Here is a 16,305-nt window from a genome sequence, read left to right as displayed (position 1 = left end):
TTTTTAAAAATACTGCTCAAAATAAGGAGAGATGCGGTGACTTTAAATGTCGGCTCAGATTTTAAACAGCGCTGGTTAACCGCGCCTCAGGCTGTGCGCCAGACATTTATGGATGATCTGCATCGAATTTGTGAGGTCTTGCAACCTGAAACGCAATTACACAACTGGATTGCAGAAGATCAGCGCGCTCAGCAACAATCACAGGAAAAAATTGAACAAGCCTATGCTGACCTGAAAGCACGTTTGATTGAAGAAGCACGGCAACGTCGCCAATTGGCACTCGAACTCAAATTAGAACAGCAACGTGCAGAACAAGCCGCTTATGCTGCACAGCTACAGCAAGATGAAGCGCAACGCTTTGCAGAACAAACTCAAGCACTTGAGTTGATGCGTCAAAGTCTGGATCAGGAAATTTCAAACTATACTGCACGTTATGAGCAAAATCCTGAATTACCTGCAGTGACTTTTAATCAAGCCGCAACTGCGGTAAGTGATGATCAAATTGTTTCTGAACTTGAAAGTGTACGTTTGCGTTTAGAGCTAGAAGCCGAAACTCAAATTGAGCAGGCGGTAACGATCTTTCGTGCGCGACTACATGCTGCAGCCCAAGAAGAAATTGACTATATCTTAAAAAATTCAAATTTTTCTAAAGAATAATTTTACTTTTTATCCCCAATTAGCCCAAAGTCTTAAGCCCAATGTCATCAAAATGAAATAATTTTGTCACATGATAGTCATCCAGAAAAAGTTGAATTTTCAACTTTCATCTCCTTTAATGACTTTTGCAATCATGGGTTTCAAATGGATATCTTGACGAAAATTTCAGGCAAAATCGACCATCTTAATACGGGCGAACAGTGGAGTATTCGTGCTCAGGATTTATGGATCAGTCGTGCAGATTTCCAATCATTAAGCATGTACTTGTCTAAAGAAGCGGAAAAGGGGGAGTTTTCAATTCAAAGTAACGATACTTTTAGCCCGCGCTTGGGTGGCACAGAGTTAATTGTCACCAAACACTAAAACTGAACCAGATCAAAAGTCCACACGGTGGGCTTTTTTTGTGGCCATCAATCCACTTTTTTAGTTATCGCGGTGGATTTAGAATAAGAAAATAGAAAAAATGAGGAATTTAAATCCAATCACCCAACCAAGACAAAATATTACCCAAGCCATAACCTATTGCCATTAAAGAAAAAATCCATACGGCAGCACCCACCACATTATAAAAACTAAAGGTCGCCAAAGGCATGTGCCCTGACCCTGCAGCAAATGGTGCAAATGAACGAACAAACGGTATAAAACGCGCCATTAAAATAGTTTTGCCACCATGTTTCATAAAATAATGGTTGGTTTTGACAATATATTCAGGTTTGAAATAACGTGAATGTTGATGAAAATACTTCACCCCTAGAATTCGTCCAGTGTAATAGTTGACGCTATATCCCAAGACCGCAGCGACAAAAAGTAAAATCCCCATATAGTGCAAATGCACCACATCGGTGGTGGAACACAAGGCACCAATTGCGATCAGCAAACTATCGCCTGGTAAAAAGAACATGAACACAGAACCTGTTTCTGCAAAAATAATCAGAAACAAAATGGCATAGATCCACAGACCATAATTATCGAGTAATAATGGCAGCCAGTGTTCCAAATTCATTAAAAAATCAATCATCTACATTAAACCAAAGGGGTGTTTATGATGAAAAAAACATCTTTATCTTTTTAATTATCCCTAAAAACAAAAAAACAGTCTAATTTTTCAATCAGACTGTTTAAATTTCATTCGGCTCTGTGCTTATTTTAAAAAGCCATTTTCAGCCAAGAATTCCATGCTAATTTTAGATTGCTGCGTAGTTTCTGCAGCTTTATCACCCAAGAGCAAACGCTCAATATAACGCGCCAAGACATCCACTTCTAAATTGACCTTGCTGCCAACTTTCCATGTGCCAATATTGGTACGCTCTGCCGTGTGTGGAATTAAATTCAGACTGATAACACTGCCGCGTAAATGGTTAATGGTCAGGCTGATGCCATCGACGGTCACCGAACCTTTTTCTGCCAAATATTTGGCAATTTCTGCAGGTGCAGTCACTTCATAGTAAATTGAACGTGCATCTTCACGTACCAGCGTAATTTCACCGACTGCATCAACATGGCCACTTACGATATGTCCACCAAAACGTGTGGTCGGCAACATGGCTTTTTCGACATTGACAGGCTGACCCACTTTCCATGTGCCTAAAGTGGTACGGTTCAAACTTTCACGCGACACATCTGCGGCATACCAATTGTCGCCCCACTCGATCACAGTCAGGCAAATACCATTGGTGGCAATTGAATCCCCCAAATGCACATCCGACATATCCAAATCGGTCTGAATACGCAAACGTACATCACCGCCCACACTTTGCAGGCTTTCTACTTTACCTAAACTTTCAATAATGCCTGTAAACATAATCTTTTCTCTCATTCACTGAGGATTTGTGGATTTACCACAACGCCAATTGGGTACTCACACCTGAGGTATCTACACCACCCAATTCTGCAAAATGGTAAAGTTGCCCTAACAACTGGCGAATAGGTGGGCCTGACTTGGCATGCGTATCGGTAATCACAATAAATTCCAGCACGCGCGCACGCTCGGACTGACGCTGTTTACTCACGCGATAACGCGGAACATCTTGCGTCAATAACGTCACTCGACCGCGTTTTAAATTGGCTTGCAACAAGTCTGTGGCACTAATATTACCATCGGTAGAATAACTGGTCAGAATAAAACGTGCATTAATGGTGTCCAATAAGGTTTCATACGCCTCTTTGGCGTACTTAGATGAGTTGTATGGACTTGGACGTTCTTTGCGCCATGCACGGTCAATACCACTTTTAAAGCCTTTGGTGTCTGGGGTTGGTAAATCGACCTGATCCCACAAGGTTAAGGCATTTAAGACATGATAGTTACTGCTATAAGCATGTTGATTATACGGTGGGTCTAAATAAGCCACATCCACCTCAAAACCACTCATTTGATTGGCAAGATGCTGTGCATCGACACACCACATTTCTGCAGCAGGTTTATTTGGTTCACCAATGTCACAAAAACGACTTGGCGTGAGCCACAATAATGATTCTATTCGTTCGAGTGCAGTTTGAGTTTTGCCACCCCAGCCGTGGTGGAAGCTTTTAAATACCCCACTGGTATTACTGACAAAGCTGGCAGAATAGAGTAAAGGTGCCAATAAGGCCGACATCTCAACATCATCAATTGCACCCTGCGCTTGCCACGTGGCAATTTGCTGACGAATTGCATCGATACGCATACCGTTACGACGTTTAAAAAATAAACGGTCACGACTTGGGTCATAAATTTCGTCGTTGCGCGGACACAAATTATGCGTCACCCAGCCTTTGACTTCAGGCAAGCGGTTCAAATAATCAATGGCTTTTTGATAGCCGCCTAATTCTTTAAACGCAGGTGCTTCGGTGCAGGCCAAAATCGCATGGTTTAAGGCATGGCTGTAGGGTTCCCAGTCATTGGCAATTACCCGATAGCCATTTTGGCGCGCCAAACGTGATACCACCCCTGAGCCTGCAAAGAAGTCAGCAAAAATTGGGGCACGACCATCTTTAGGATGTAGCGTTCCTGTCTGTTCAAGGGCTTCTAAAATCAGATGCAGTAAACGGCGTTTATTGCCCAAATAAGGCACCAATTGATGAAATAAGTATTCATCGGTGGTGCGTGCCGCATGACGACGTTTGTGATAAACCGTTGACTCTGAACTCATAGTGTCTCTTGAGAAGGAATTAACCTAAGGCGCACGTCATCACCCAATTGAGTGACGTCGCAAAGTTTAAATCGAAGTTGCTCTGCCATCTGCTCAAATTCTGCATTAAACATGGCACGTGCTGATTGCCCTAATAATGTAGGCGCCACATAGCTGATGACTTCATCAACTAAGCTTTCTTGCAAGAAAGCGGTAGATAAAGTTGCGCCTGCCTCAACCAGTACATCATAAATTTGATGCTGTTTGACCAGTTCAGCCAGTAAGCTTGCCAAAGGCTGTACCGCCAATTGTATCACGCCTAAGGCTGCCAACTCTGCACGATACGGTCCCATCACCATCACGGTTTCAGGTTGCTGCAGAATTTGTGCAGTCAGCGCTAACCGCCCTTGACGGTCTAAAATAATCCGCTTGGGTTGTACTACTCTGTGAATGTCATCTACACCCTCTAAATGACGTACATTGAGCAGACAGTCATCGGCCAATACCGTATCTATACCCGTAATGACCGCTGCAGAAATTGCACGCCAATGTTGCACATCTGCACGTGCTGCAACCCCTGTAATCCATTTAGATTCACCCGAGGCCATGGCGGTACGACCATCCAAACTAGAAGCAATTTTTAAACGCATATAAGGCATGCCTGTAGCCATGGCTTTTAAAAAGCCTGCATTTAACTGCGCTGCTTCAGCTTCTGCCACGCCCACGCTAACCTGAATACCTGCATCCTGTAAAATCTGAACGCCTTTACCTGCCACCAATGGATTCGGGTCTGGACAAGCCACAACCACTTTAGCCACGCCTGCATCGACCAAGGCTTTGGCACATGGTGGTGTGCGCCCATAGTGTGCACAAGGTTCCAAAGTCACATAAGCAGTTGCACCCTGCGCTTGTTCAGCGGCCTGACGCAAAGCAAAGACTTCGGCATGTGGCTGTCCTGCACGAGGATGGAAACCTTCGCCCAATAATTGGGCATCTTTAACAATAACGCAGCCCACGTTCGGATTTGGCTTAGTGCTGTATTGCCCCAAACGTGCCAGTTCAATGGCACGACGCATCCAAAAAAGATCATCGGGTTGCGCGTCAGTATTGAGTTCAATCATGGATGGTTGCTGTGGAATAGATGATGGCATTGCGCTTTATTGCTCACGCGACTGCATTTGTTCAATTTGGCGACGGAATGCTTCGACATCCTGAAAGTCTTGATACACCGAGGCAAAACGTACATAAGCAACATGATCCAATGCAAATAAAGCCTGCATAACAACCTCACCAATGGTACGTGATTTCACATCACGCTCTCCCAAACGGCGAATTTGTAATTGGATGTCGCTGAGTACCGTTTCAATTTGCTCTTGGGTCACGGGACGTTTTTGCAAAGCATGCATTAACGAACGACGTAACTTGGCTTCATCGAAAGGCTCACTTTTACCATCGGATTTAATCACCCGTGGCATAACCACTTCATAACTTTCAAAGGTGGTAAAGCGTTCACCACAGCCAATACACTCACGACGTCGGCGAATTTGGCAGCCTTCTGCCGCCAAACGTGAGTCAATCACTTTACTGTCTGCAGTGTTGCAAAATGGACAATGCATAGCGGTTTAATTGCACAAATTTGAATGAAAATGCAGTGTAGCAAAAATTCCAAACTTTGTAGAGTTTTACGCAACATATAGAAAAAAAACAGCCCCGAAGGGCTGTTTTACACAATATATTGATTATGTACTGTCTAGATTATTCTACACGTTCACCATGTTGGCTTAAGTCGAGTCCCATACGCTCATCTTCTGCAGCCACACGAATACCAATGGTTAGATCAATTACTTTTAAGATGATGAAAGTCAGTACAGCAGAGTAAGCAATGGTCGCTAACACACCTTCAACTTGCACCCAAAGTTGGCTCATCAAGTTGCTTGGTGCAGCATCGCCCATAATAAACTCGCTGGCAAAGAAGGCTGTTAAAATTGCACCAACAATACCACCTACACCATGTAGTCCAAAGGCATCTAGAGAGTCATCAGCTTTCAGGGCGCGTTTTAAGGCAGTAATACCCCAGAAACATACCACACCACCAATTAAACCCATCGCTAATGCACCACCAACAGTCACAAAACCTGCTGCTGGAGTAATCACCACCAAACCTGCTACAGCACCCGATGCAGCACCTAATACAGAACCTTTACCACGTACCAGTTTTTCTGCTACAAGCCATGCAATTGCTGCGGCTGCGGCTGCCACTTGAGTCACAACTAAGGCATAACCCGCTGCACCATTGGCACCTAAAGCAGAACCACCGTTGAAACCAAACCAACCCACCCAGAGCAAACTTGCACCCAGTACAGTCAAAGTCAGGTTGTGCGGAGCCATAGATTCACGGCCCAAGCCCATACGTTTGCCCAACATGTATGCAGCAACTAAACCTGCAACACCCGAGTTAATATGAACAACAGTACCACCAGCAAAGTCGAGAGCACCATCATTGCCTAACCAACCACCACCCCATACCCAGTGGGTAATTGGTGCGTAGACCACGACCACCCAAATCGCGATAAAGGCAACAAAGGCACCAAACTTCATTCGTTCTGCAATTGAACCACTGATAATTGCCACAGTAATGATGGCAAAGGTCATTTGAAATATCACAAATAGAATTTCAGGAATACTGCCACTGAGCGCATCGGTACCAATGCCTGCCAGCATGACTTTGTCTAGACCACCAATAAAGGCATTACCTTCACCAAAAGCCAAACTATAGCCCACTGCCACCCAGGCAATACTGACCACGGCTGCTGCTACAAAGCTATAAGCCATAGTATTGAGTACGTTTTTCTTGCGTACCATACCGCCATAAAATAGTGCCAAACCAGGAATGGTCATGAGTAAAACTAAAGCAGTCGAAACTAAAATCCAAGCGGTATCGCCTGTATCTAATACAGCTTCAGGTTCAGCAGCTTCGGGCGTGCTGACTTCTGCTACAGCTGCAACTTCTGTTGCATTTGTTGTTTCGATAGGAGATGTTTCGGCAGTTTCAAGCACTGCAACATCTGAAGTTGGTGCGGTGGCTGTTACGGCTTCTTCAGCCCAAGCAACAGAACCACCAAGAAGTGCGCCTGATAGACTCAGCGCGAGTAGCATTTTTTTCATTTGTGTCCCCCGACCTTTGTTTTTGTGAGTTATTAGGTACTCAGCAAACTTCGTGCCATCTTTTAAACAGCATCTGCACCCGTTTCACCTGTACGAATACGGATGACTTGTTCGAGGTTAGTAACAAAGATTTTGCCATCACCAATCTTGCCTGTACTAGCAACACGAGTGATTGACTCAATCACCGAATCCACCATTTCATCGCTAATTGCGATTTCAATTTTAACTTTAGGCAAAAAGTCAACGACGTATTCAGCGCCACGATAAAGTTCGGTGTGACCTTTTTGGCGACCGAAGCCTTTGACTTCTGTTACGGTGATCCCTTGAACACCAATTTCAGATAATGCTTCACGCACATCATCTAATTTAAAGGGTTTTACAATTGCAGTTACGAGCTTCATGTTTGTTTTCCTTCGGCTTAATTCACCAGTAAGGTTTTATGTTCAAATTCCATGCCAAAGTTCTAAGGTCGGGGGAAATTAGAAACCGTGACATGAGTTTTCTTTATACCTTATTTTATACATTTATATGGTTGTGATCTTCAAAAAATAGACATATTTACTAGAAGATTTACGATTTTACTCATCGAATAAATCCATATTTCGTCTGAAATGCTATAGTCTATTCAAGACCAGTGCTACACTGCCTCCATTTTCTCCATCTTTGTGGAAACAACAATGATTGAAACTTTATTACAAGCCATTTTGGAACAAGTTGAACAACCTAAAAAAGATTTAGAACATAATTTACGTGCTTTGCTCAATGAAGCGGTCACCAAAATGGATTTGGTCTCGCAAGATGAGCTAGACCGCCAACGTACTGCGCTCAATAATGCCAACTTACGTTTAAATGAATTGTTAAAACAGGTTGAAGCACTGGAACAGAAAATTCAACTCAAAAAATAAGCACCAATTGAGTGCATAAAAACAAAAAACAAACATTATAAAAATAACGCACCAAAACGGATCATCATAAAAATGTCTTTTGCCAAAGTGTATACGCGGGGGCTGCTCGGCTTGCACGCCCCTGCAATTGAAGTTGAAGTCCATCTGAGTCAAGGTTTACCTTCTTTAACCATTGTCGGTCTAGCCGAAGCTGCCGTGCGTGAAAGTAAAGATCGGGTACGCTCTGCCATTATTAATAGTGGTTTTCAATTTCCGACCAAACGTCTGACCATTAATTTAGCACCTGCCGACTTGCCCAAAGATGGTTCGCGTTTGGACTTAGCCATTGCTTTAGGCATTTTAATTGCTTCGGGACAATTGCCCGAACAAAGCACTGAAGGTTTAGAGTTTATTGGAGAATTGGCTTTAGATGGTCAATTGCGCCCCACCACAGGCACACTCAGTATTGCGATTGCCTGCCAACAGGCACAGCATTGTTTGGTTTTACCTGAACAAAATGCACAAGAAGCTGCTCAATTGCCTGACTTTGAAGTCTTTGCCGCCACACATTTAAAACAAGTTTGCGAACATTTGGCACAAAGCCAGCCTTTAGATAAAGTCACCGCAATTGCCCAGCCACAGTTATCTCATTCCGCATTTGATTTAGTCGATGTTAAAGGACAATTGCGCCCACGACGTGCTTTGGAAATAGCAGCTGCTGGTGGACATTCATTGCTATTCAAAGGCCCACCCGGTACAGGTAAAACCTTACTGGCATCCCGACTTTCCAGTATTTTACCGCCATTGAATATGCAGGAAAATTTAGAGGTCGCCAGTATCTATTCAGTGGCCAATAGCCCGCATACGTTTGGACAGCGCCCTTTTCGCGCCCCGCATCATACCGCTTCTGCTGTGGCATTGGTCGGTGGAGGCTCATATCCCAAACCCGGTGAAATTACCTTGGCGCATTTAGGCGTTTTATTTTTAGATGAATTGCCTGAATTTGATAAAAAAGTGTTAGAAGTGCTGCGCCAACCTTTAGAGTCCAAAGAAATTGTGATTTCCCGCGCCTCTCGGCAAATTACCTTTCCAGCCAACTTTCAACTGATTGCCGCCATGAATCCCTGTCCTTGTGGTTATGCTTTTAATCAGGATGTGCGCTGCCAATGTTCTGCAGAAAGTATTAAACGCTATCAAAACCGTATTTCAGGGCCGTTATTGGATCGTATCGACTTACACATTGATGTACCACCTCTGCAAGCACATGAATTACAGGACACCCGACCTGTCGAAAATTCTGAAACTGTGCGAAGCCGTGTCATTCAAGCATATACACGACAATTGCAACGCCAAGAGTGTTTAAACATGGCGCTCAGTCCCAAACAATTAGAGCAATTTGCACATTTAGATGATACTGCGCAAAATATTTTAGCCATTGCGCAGCAGCGTTTGAACTTATCGGCACGTGCGTATCATCGGGTGTTACGAGTGGCACGCACCATTGCAGATTTAGCCCAAAGTGAACAGATTCAAAGTCCACATTTGAGTGAAGCACTGTCTTATCGTGCCCATGAAGCCTGATTGAAAGTCTAATTAAGAGTTCGATTAAGAATCTGATTAAAAGTCTAAGAGATGAAAATAGCCCATTGCCATGCCTGTACAATGGGCGAGTTGTTTTTATTGTTTTAAGTTTCACTCCTAACTGGAGCTTTTATTTATCGTCGTAGCCGTATCTTTAGAAGGCTTTAGTTAAAGTAAATACAGCTCCTGTTTCAACGCCACGCTTTGCCGCATGCGAAAAACCATCGGTATCAATATCAGTTCCTACAGCAGCCAATTCAGCAGATAAACCTTCAACTGAAGCAAAGTTATAGCTTACACCGACTTTCCAATCTACATAGCTGTCTTTTCCACCGCCAAAATCAAAGTCATCTGCTTGGGTGTAACCTAATCCAGCAACCCCAGAAAAGCCGGTACTTCCAATGGGTGCGGTATAAGTGGCATTGAAATACCAAGCATCGGTGTCACCACCTAAGAAATCATTACTGTAGTTAATGGCTGTTAATAAGCTGGCATCTTTAAACAAAACATCACTAAAACCTAATTTTGCATAAGCTTCGAGCCAGTTTAAATCGCTCTCACTTGGGTAGGCGTAATACCAAAAACCCACATCCAAAATGGGTTTGCTGGCAAAATAATCTAGGCTTGTGGTATAGCCCATATAAGGGTCAAGCTCTAAATGTGCCGTACCACCAAAATCGACATTGGAACCCCACACGCCTGCATACACGCCAGAATCATGGCTGAGAGCAAAACCTGCTTGCACTGCGGGATCATTAAAGGTTTGAGTTAAACCACGATAGCGATAATCACTGGTTAAGGCTGCTGTCCCGCTAAACGACATGCCTGTCGCATTTTCTGCAGCAAAGCTGAGACTTGATGTGGCTGCGAACATCGCCAAAGAAAGTGTTTGAAGTACGAATTTCATTTTAGATTCCCCCTGCATCGGATGAGATGCCTTTGTCTATTTTTTTTGACTCAATGAAGGAATTGCAAACTCTATGCCAACGATGAAATTCAGAACAGCAATTTTACGTTTAAAAGCAATAGATATAAATTTAAACTATTGTTATACATCAATTATTTTTAGTGTGTTTTTTATTTTGATTGGAATGAATTTTGATTTGCATCAATACTCGTCTTATAACCACTGCACTTTAAACATGAATTTACACAGTGCTATGATTATTTTTTGCATCCTTGCATAGCAATAAAGCTAAATCACATACCTAAAAAAGTGCAGTCAAGAATCACAAGCCTATCCTGATCAAAAAATAGAAAGTCATGCCTATCCTCTGTTCATCCTTACGCCATCAACTATCAAAACTCAGTGAACAGACAGAAATCCTGTCCTAAACTGCACTAGATTTCTGCACCAAAATTTGACATCAATATACGACGCGACACTTCAATCTTCACATCAAAAATAATTCAATGACCAAAACGATAGATCAATTTTAATTTTCGCAAGCCAACGACCATATAAAAGTTATGTATAAAATATCTGCTTAAACAGTTCTGTTTTCATCGTAATGCCAAAACTAAACACCGATGTTTCACATGAAATCCGTAATAGCCAAAAGCTATTACTCAAAGCTTAAATAAAATGTAATTTTTATACTCTTAATTCAAATAAAGATTCATAAATTTATTTCCCCACTTATCTCTTGCCCAAAATTCGACTTCATAGATAACCATTTCACAGGAAAAACTTCACCCTATTTTAAAATTTATGCTGTGCCTTATGCGCTTTGATCACACAGCAAGCTGTTGAAAAATTGAAAAAACTGTATTTTTAATGTACAAGTTGCAGATGCGCTGTATTTGGCTATGTTTCAGTGACTCAGTAAGTTTTAAATATGTTTATGTTTTTACTAAAAAATAAAATATTTATTCAACTTTTGAAAAGTCGATATTTTTAATGACCCCACAGTTTATCGAAAAAATGCTTAACTTTAGTGTCATAAGTGCTTTAAAAGTGATATTTTCGCGCATAAATAGCGATACAATTCGCCTACGTTTCAACTACACATTTACTGCATGAGGCCATCTCCCAATGCTGCAATCTAAAAAATTAACACTAGCGTTGCTCATCAACGCAGCGCTTGTTTCAACTGCATTTGCTAGCGAACAAAGTGAATCTAAAGGCTTTGTAGAAGACGCAAACGGTTCGGTTTTATTCCGTACAGGTTATTTAACTCGTGACTATAAAGGTGTAGAACCTGGTGACGATACAAGTTCATTTGCGCAAACTGCAATCGTAAAATTAGATTCTGGCTTTACCAAAGGTGTAGTTGGTTTTGGTGCAGGTATCATAGGTGATGCTTCATTCAAACTAGGTGAAAACAAAAATACTGGCAACCAAATGATTCCAGTCCACAACGATGGTTCTGCTTATGACCACTGGGCACGTGGTGGTGCTTATGTAAAAGCACGCGTATCAAACACAACGGCTAAATATGGTACGCAAGTATCTGAAATTCCAGTAATTGCAAGTAATACTGCTCGTTTAACCCCTGAGTACTACACTGGTCTTTATATTGAAAGTAACGAAATTAAAGACTTGACGTTAATCGGTGGTAAATTCACTAAAAACCAATGGTCAAATGACATCAGCTCAGACCAACAAAATTTGGACAGTGCTATTTTCTGGGGCGCGAAATACAAGTTTAACGACCAAGTTAATGCCTCTTATTATGGGGTAGACGTTAAAGATAAATTAGATCGTCACTATGGGAATGTGAATTATAGCTTCCCTACAGCAAATGGTGCGAGCGTAACTTTAGATGCAATGGGTTACAATACCAAATGGAAAGTTGGAGCAGAAACAACTGATCCACGCAGTGAAACTGAAGAATTGACTAACTCGATTTGGGGTGTATCTGCAAGCTATAACAGGGACGCACACAATTTGATGCTTGCGTACCAAGATAATGCGGGCAACATAGGTTACGACTATGCTTACAACGCAGATGGTCTACAAAGCATTTATGTACCAAACTCATACTTATCCGACTTTAATGGTAACGATGAAAAATCTGTTGGCTTACAGTACAACTATAATTTTAAAAACCATGGTCTTCCAGGTCTAAACTGGACAACAGCATTCGTTTATGGTTGGGATATTGATGTAGCCGAAAAAAATAATCCAGCACAAATTATCGACCAAGCTGAAGAACATGAATTCTTTAACCAAGTGAAATATACGGTTCAATCGGGTGCGTTGAAAGATGCAAGCTTACGCTTACGTCACTCTTACTTACGTGCAAGCGATACGTATAACAATGCGAAAGGAAATTACGTCAGTAATGCTATTGGCTCAACCAACGAATGGCGTATCTGGTTAGATATTCCAGTGAAATTATTCTAATTTCTCAGAATAGCCAATCCAATAAAAAAACCTGCACATATTCTGTGCAGGTTTTTTTATATTTTAGCTTTTATATAAAAGCCAAATAGGCTACGCAAATTATGGATTTGCAGCTTTGTAGCCTTCAATTGAGTTCAATACTTCTTGTTTTGCAACATCAGCACCTTCCCAACCACTTAACTTCACCCATTTGCCTGGCTCTAAGTCTTTATAGTGCTGGAAGAAGTGTTCAATTTGGCTGATCAATAATGGTGGAAGATCCGTATATTCTTGAACATCTTTATAAATTGGGGTTAATTTTTCGTGCGGAACGGCAACCAATTTCGCATCAATACCACCATCATCTTCCATGTTCAATTTACCCACTGGGCGGCAACGAATCACAGAACCTGGCTCTACTGGGTGTGGGGTCACAACCAATACGTCTAGCGGATCACCATCCAATGAAAGTGTATTTGGTACATAACCGTAGTTCGCTGGGTAGAACATTGCTGTACCCATGAAACGGTCTACAAATAATGCATCAGAATCTTTGTCAATTTCGTATTTGATTGGCGCTGCATTGGCAGGAATTTCAATGATCACATAGATGTCATTTGGTGCATCTTTACCCGCAGGGATATTGCTGTAGCTCATAGCATCACTCTTAAACAAGTTAAATCTTTTTAAAACCGCGTCAATTATAACGGTTTTCTGTCCTGAATTACTGCGCGATTATACATCTGCAAGGCAAAAATACATATTTTCAGACATGACTTGATCAGGTCAGTTTAATCACCATCAGCAAAATACAAATTGGACAAAGTAAAGACAGCATCCAAACAATTGAACGCAGCGTCGCCCAATTGGCTAAATAACAAATTCCATAAATAATGCGCAGCACAATATAAGCAATACCAAACATCATCACCACCACTTGTGGGATGACCATATATTCCGCCATGAGCACTGCAGCAATAAATAAAGGCAGGCTTTCAAAACTGTTTTGCTGAACGGCGTTAGCACGTGCAGCTAAACCTGTAGTTTTGGCTAAAAATTCACGTGGATTTTGGTTATCTTCGCGTTTAAAGCCGCCTGCCATTTTTGCGACAACAGCAAAGACATACGGCAATAAGCAAGCAATTATAATTAGATAAACAATTCCACTTATGCTTTGCATCAATTTTTTCTCATAAACTGTATTGAGAACTTATCATAACATGGCATTTCTTGAATAAATTTTGTTAAATAGCATGTTTTAAGCAATTATATAAAGGATCCATTATGGTCAGCCCAGATCAAAAGGAAATGTTAGATGTACTTGAAAAGCAGCGCCAACATCAACTGCGAGTGGATCGTGTTTTAAAAATTGTCTTGCCCATTGTGGCATTTTTATTGATGGTAATTTGCGCCAACATGAACGTATGGTCGACCATTTTTACCTTCATTGTGCTTTGGGTGGCATTTTATGCAGTGGGGATTAAGCGCTTACCACTCTGGCACTGGATTATTGTGATTGTGGTGTATTGCTTAATTGATAATATTTTAAGTTATGGCAGTTTTAATCAATCAGGTTTTAGCCGCCAATTTGGTGCGATGTTTATTTTCTTGGGTATTGTGGGTGTTGGGCGTCGTTACTTTGACCGTTGGCTGATGAAAGAGTAATACTTTTGCCTTTGTTGAACAAGAAACAATCTATTTTCTATAGCATATAAAAAACGCCCCTGAAGTTTCAGGGGCACTTTTATTTCAGAGCAGAATGAATTACGCAGTTTTACGCAAATCTTTACGCAAGATTTTACCTACGTTTGATTTTGGCAATTCATCCATAAACTCCACATAACGTGGGCGTTTATAGCCAGTTAAGTTCTCTTTAGCGAATGCTAATACTTCTTCTGTGGTTAATGATGGATCTTTTTTCACCACAAACAGTTTTGGCACTTCACCTGATTTTTCATCTGGTACACCAATTGCAGCCACTTCCAATACTTTCGGATGCTTCGCAATCACTTCTTCAATTTCAGATGGATACACGTTAAAGCCTGATACCAAAATCATGTCTTTTTTACGGTCTACAATTTTCACATAGCCGCGTGAATCCATAACACCAATGTCACCTGTACGGAAGAAACCATTAATCATCACTTTATTGGTTTCATCTGGACGGTTCCAATAGCCTTTCATGACTTGTGGACCACGGATTGAAATTTCACCTTGCTCACCCAGTGCAACTTCATTGCCGTCATCATCCAAAATAGCCACTTCAGTTAATGGTAATGGAATACCAATGGTGCCAGTGAATTCTTCAGATGCAGGCGGGTTTGCCGTTGCAACTGGCGAAGTTTCAGACAAGCCATAACCTTCAATGATGTTAGTGCCTGTCACTTTTTTCCATGCTTCAGCAGTCGATGGTAATACGGCCATACCACCACCCATCGCCATTTTCAATTTGCTGTGATCAAGCTGTTTAAACTCTTCATTGTTCACAAGCGCATTGAATAAAGTATTCACCGCAGGGAAGAAAGTTGGTTGATATTTGCGTAATTCTTTCATCACCGCAGGTAAGTCACGCGGGTTTGGAATTAAGACGTTTGCCTGACCTTTGTACATGCCGTAAAGCGCACACACCATGAATGCAAAGATGTGATACAGCGGCAATGCACAGAAAATACGGTCATCTGGCTGACCATCTTGTGCACCGAATTTACTCTGGAAAATACCATCACATTGCAGCATGTTTGCCACAAGGTTGCGGTGTGTTAATTCTGCACCCTTAGATACACCTGTTGTACCACCCGTGTATTGCAACACAGCCGTATCACTTAAAGTTAAGCTTGGGCGTTTGTAGTTGCTTGGGCTTACTTTAGACATTGCTGCGTTAAATTTAACGTGACCCGGAATGTTCCATGCAGGAATTTGCTTACGCACTGAACGTAAAACAAAATTCACCAACGTGCCTTTTAATGCACCTAGCATATCGCCCACAGAAGCAACAACAACATGCTTCACAGGGGTTTTACCAATAATCGCCTGATAAACGGATGCAAAGTTTTCAATAATCACTAAAACTTCAGAACCAGAGTCATTTAATTGATGCTCTAACTCACGCGAAGTATAAAGTGGATTCACGTTCACCAAAACTAAACCTGCGCGGAACACCCCCAGTGCAACCACAGGATATTGAAGTACGTTCGGCATCATCACCGCAACACGCGAGCCAGGTGCCAAACCTAAACTTTGTAAATAAGTTGCAAATTTACGGCTAGCTTCTTCTAGTTCACTAAAGCTTAAAACCTTATCCATAAAGATAAAGGCATCACGTGAACCAAATTTTTGGAAATTACGTTCAAAAATGTCTACGAGTGACGTATTTTCTGCAGGCAGTTCTACAGTTTCTGGAATCCCTGTCTTTTGGTATTCAGCAAACCAAATCTTTTCCATAATGCCAATTTCTCCAATCAATAATCCTTAGTTTTAAACTGTTTTTCTCAATACAGGACGTCGTTCTTTGCTTGTTTATGTCCCGTATTGCATCCATTTTCACGAATATAAACCATATATAACGTATTTTGCTTAAAAAACG

At 41.7% G+C, this 16,305-nt stretch carries 17 protein-coding genes; 6 read left to right on the top strand and 11 right to left on the bottom strand.

The genetic code is table 11. From position 1 onward, the window contains the following. The first annotated feature begins 36 nt into the window (after window positions 1-36). Both FTU09_RS09395 and FTU09_RS09390 read left to right on the top strand, forming a co-directional pair. Window positions 37-657, top strand: a complete 621-nt coding sequence (locus FTU09_RS09395) for a hypothetical protein (protein ID WP_004975677.1) — start codon at window positions 37-39, stop codon at window positions 655-657. 144 nt (window positions 658-801) lie between these two features. Beyond that, entirely contained in the window at window positions 802-1,020 is a 219-nt protein-coding gene (locus FTU09_RS09390; RefSeq protein WP_004975675.1) for a hypothetical protein, read from the top strand. A 109-nt stretch (window positions 1,021-1,129) separates the two neighbouring features. On the opposite strand, the gene FTU09_RS09385 is transcribed toward FTU09_RS09390, so the two are convergent. The 7 genes from FTU09_RS09385 to glnK form a co-directional block, all read right to left on the bottom strand. After that, on the bottom strand, window positions 1,130-1,675 hold the full coding sequence (locus tag FTU09_RS09385) for a VTT domain-containing protein (RefSeq protein ID WP_004975673.1): 546 nt from the start codon (window positions 1,673-1,675) through the stop codon (window positions 1,130-1,132). A gap of 123 nt (window positions 1,676-1,798) precedes the next feature. Continuing rightward, a complete protein-coding gene (locus FTU09_RS09380) occupies window positions 1,799-2,458 on the bottom strand; it encodes a riboflavin synthase (RefSeq protein WP_104852910.1) in 660 nt (219 codons plus the stop codon). Window positions 2,459-2,492: 34 nt separating this feature from the next. Further along, window positions 2,493-3,785, bottom strand: coding sequence for a DNA adenine methylase (locus FTU09_RS09375; protein WP_179989572.1), 1,293 nt, complete (start codon window positions 3,783-3,785; stop codon window positions 2,493-2,495). Beyond that, window positions 3,782-4,885, bottom strand: coding sequence for a bifunctional diaminohydroxyphosphoribosylaminopyrimidine deaminase/5-amino-6-(5-phosphoribosylamino)uracil reductase RibD (gene ribD / locus FTU09_RS09370; RefSeq protein ID WP_180080085.1), 1,104 nt, complete (start codon window positions 4,883-4,885; stop codon window positions 3,782-3,784). The genes FTU09_RS09375 and ribD overlap by 4 nt, the downstream gene beginning before the upstream one ends. Window positions 4,886-4,921: 36 nt before the next feature. Further along, window positions 4,922-5,380, bottom strand: coding sequence for a transcriptional regulator NrdR (nrdR, locus tag FTU09_RS09365; RefSeq protein WP_096902237.1), 459 nt, complete (start codon window positions 5,378-5,380; stop codon window positions 4,922-4,924). Window positions 5,381-5,519: 139 nt separating this feature from the next. Then, window positions 5,520-6,929 (bottom strand): ammonium transporter, encoded by a 1,410-nt coding sequence (locus FTU09_RS09360; protein WP_167845702.1) that lies wholly within the window; start codon window positions 6,927-6,929, stop codon window positions 5,520-5,522. A 62-nt stretch (window positions 6,930-6,991) separates the two neighbouring features. Continuing rightward, window positions 6,992-7,330, bottom strand: a complete 339-nt coding sequence (gene glnK / locus FTU09_RS09355; protein WP_004650081.1) for a P-II family nitrogen regulator — start codon at window positions 7,328-7,330, stop codon at window positions 6,992-6,994. A 276-nt stretch (window positions 7,331-7,606) separates the two neighbouring features. Here glnK and FTU09_RS09350 point away from each other — a divergent pair, with 276 nt between their 5' ends. Both FTU09_RS09350 and FTU09_RS09345 read left to right on the top strand, forming a co-directional pair. Continuing rightward, entirely contained in the window at window positions 7,607-7,834 is a 228-nt protein-coding gene (locus FTU09_RS09350; RefSeq protein ID WP_096902239.1) for an accessory factor UbiK family protein, read from the top strand. Window positions 7,835-7,906: 72 nt separating this feature from the next. Beyond that, window positions 7,907-9,394 (top strand): YifB family Mg chelatase-like AAA ATPase, encoded by a 1,488-nt coding sequence (locus FTU09_RS09345; RefSeq protein WP_179996486.1) that lies wholly within the window; start codon window positions 7,907-7,909, stop codon window positions 9,392-9,394. Window positions 9,395-9,548: 154 nt separating this feature from the next. On the opposite strand, the gene FTU09_RS09340 is transcribed toward FTU09_RS09345, so the two are convergent. Beyond that, window positions 9,549-10,301 carry a TorF family putative porin gene (locus tag FTU09_RS09340; RefSeq protein ID WP_026438393.1) on the bottom strand — a complete coding sequence of 251 codons (753 nt, stop codon included), beginning with the start codon at window positions 10,299-10,301 and terminating at the stop codon, window positions 9,549-9,551. A 1,128-nt stretch (window positions 10,302-11,429) separates the two neighbouring features. Here FTU09_RS09340 and FTU09_RS09335 point away from each other — a divergent pair. After that, entirely contained in the window at window positions 11,430-12,743 is a 1,314-nt protein-coding gene (locus tag FTU09_RS09335; protein WP_180080070.1) for an OprD family outer membrane porin, read from the top strand. A gap of 99 nt (window positions 12,744-12,842) precedes the next feature. On the opposite strand, the gene ppa is transcribed toward FTU09_RS09335, so the two are convergent. Next, window positions 12,843-13,379, bottom strand: coding sequence for an inorganic diphosphatase (gene ppa, locus FTU09_RS09330; protein ID WP_004975651.1), 537 nt, complete (start codon window positions 13,377-13,379; stop codon window positions 12,843-12,845). 124 nt (window positions 13,380-13,503) lie between these two features. After that, window positions 13,504-13,902: an MAPEG family protein gene (locus tag FTU09_RS09325; RefSeq protein WP_104852906.1), complete on the bottom strand. Its 399-nt coding sequence runs from the start codon at window positions 13,900-13,902 to the stop codon at window positions 13,504-13,506. A 104-nt stretch (window positions 13,903-14,006) separates the two neighbouring features. Here FTU09_RS09325 and FTU09_RS09320 point away from each other — a divergent pair, with 104 nt between their 5' ends. Further along, window positions 14,007-14,387: a hypothetical protein gene (locus tag FTU09_RS09320; protein ID WP_180051991.1), complete on the top strand. Its 381-nt coding sequence runs from the start codon at window positions 14,007-14,009 to the stop codon at window positions 14,385-14,387. A 99-nt stretch (window positions 14,388-14,486) separates the two neighbouring features. Here FTU09_RS09320 and FTU09_RS09315 read toward each other — a convergent pair whose 3' ends face one another. Then, on the bottom strand, window positions 14,487-16,163 hold the full coding sequence (locus tag FTU09_RS09315) for an AMP-binding protein (RefSeq protein ID WP_179996483.1): 1,677 nt from the start codon (window positions 16,161-16,163) through the stop codon (window positions 14,487-14,489). Between the last annotated feature and the right edge of the window lie 142 nt (window positions 16,164-16,305).

Origin of the sequence: Acinetobacter sp. YH12058 (assembly GCF_013419805.1) — a bacterium.
GTDB lineage: Bacteria > Pseudomonadota > Gammaproteobacteria > Pseudomonadales > Moraxellaceae > Acinetobacter > Acinetobacter towneri.
The sequence above is the reverse complement of the archived record's forward strand: the minus strand, read 5'-3'. Positions and strand labels throughout refer to the sequence as shown.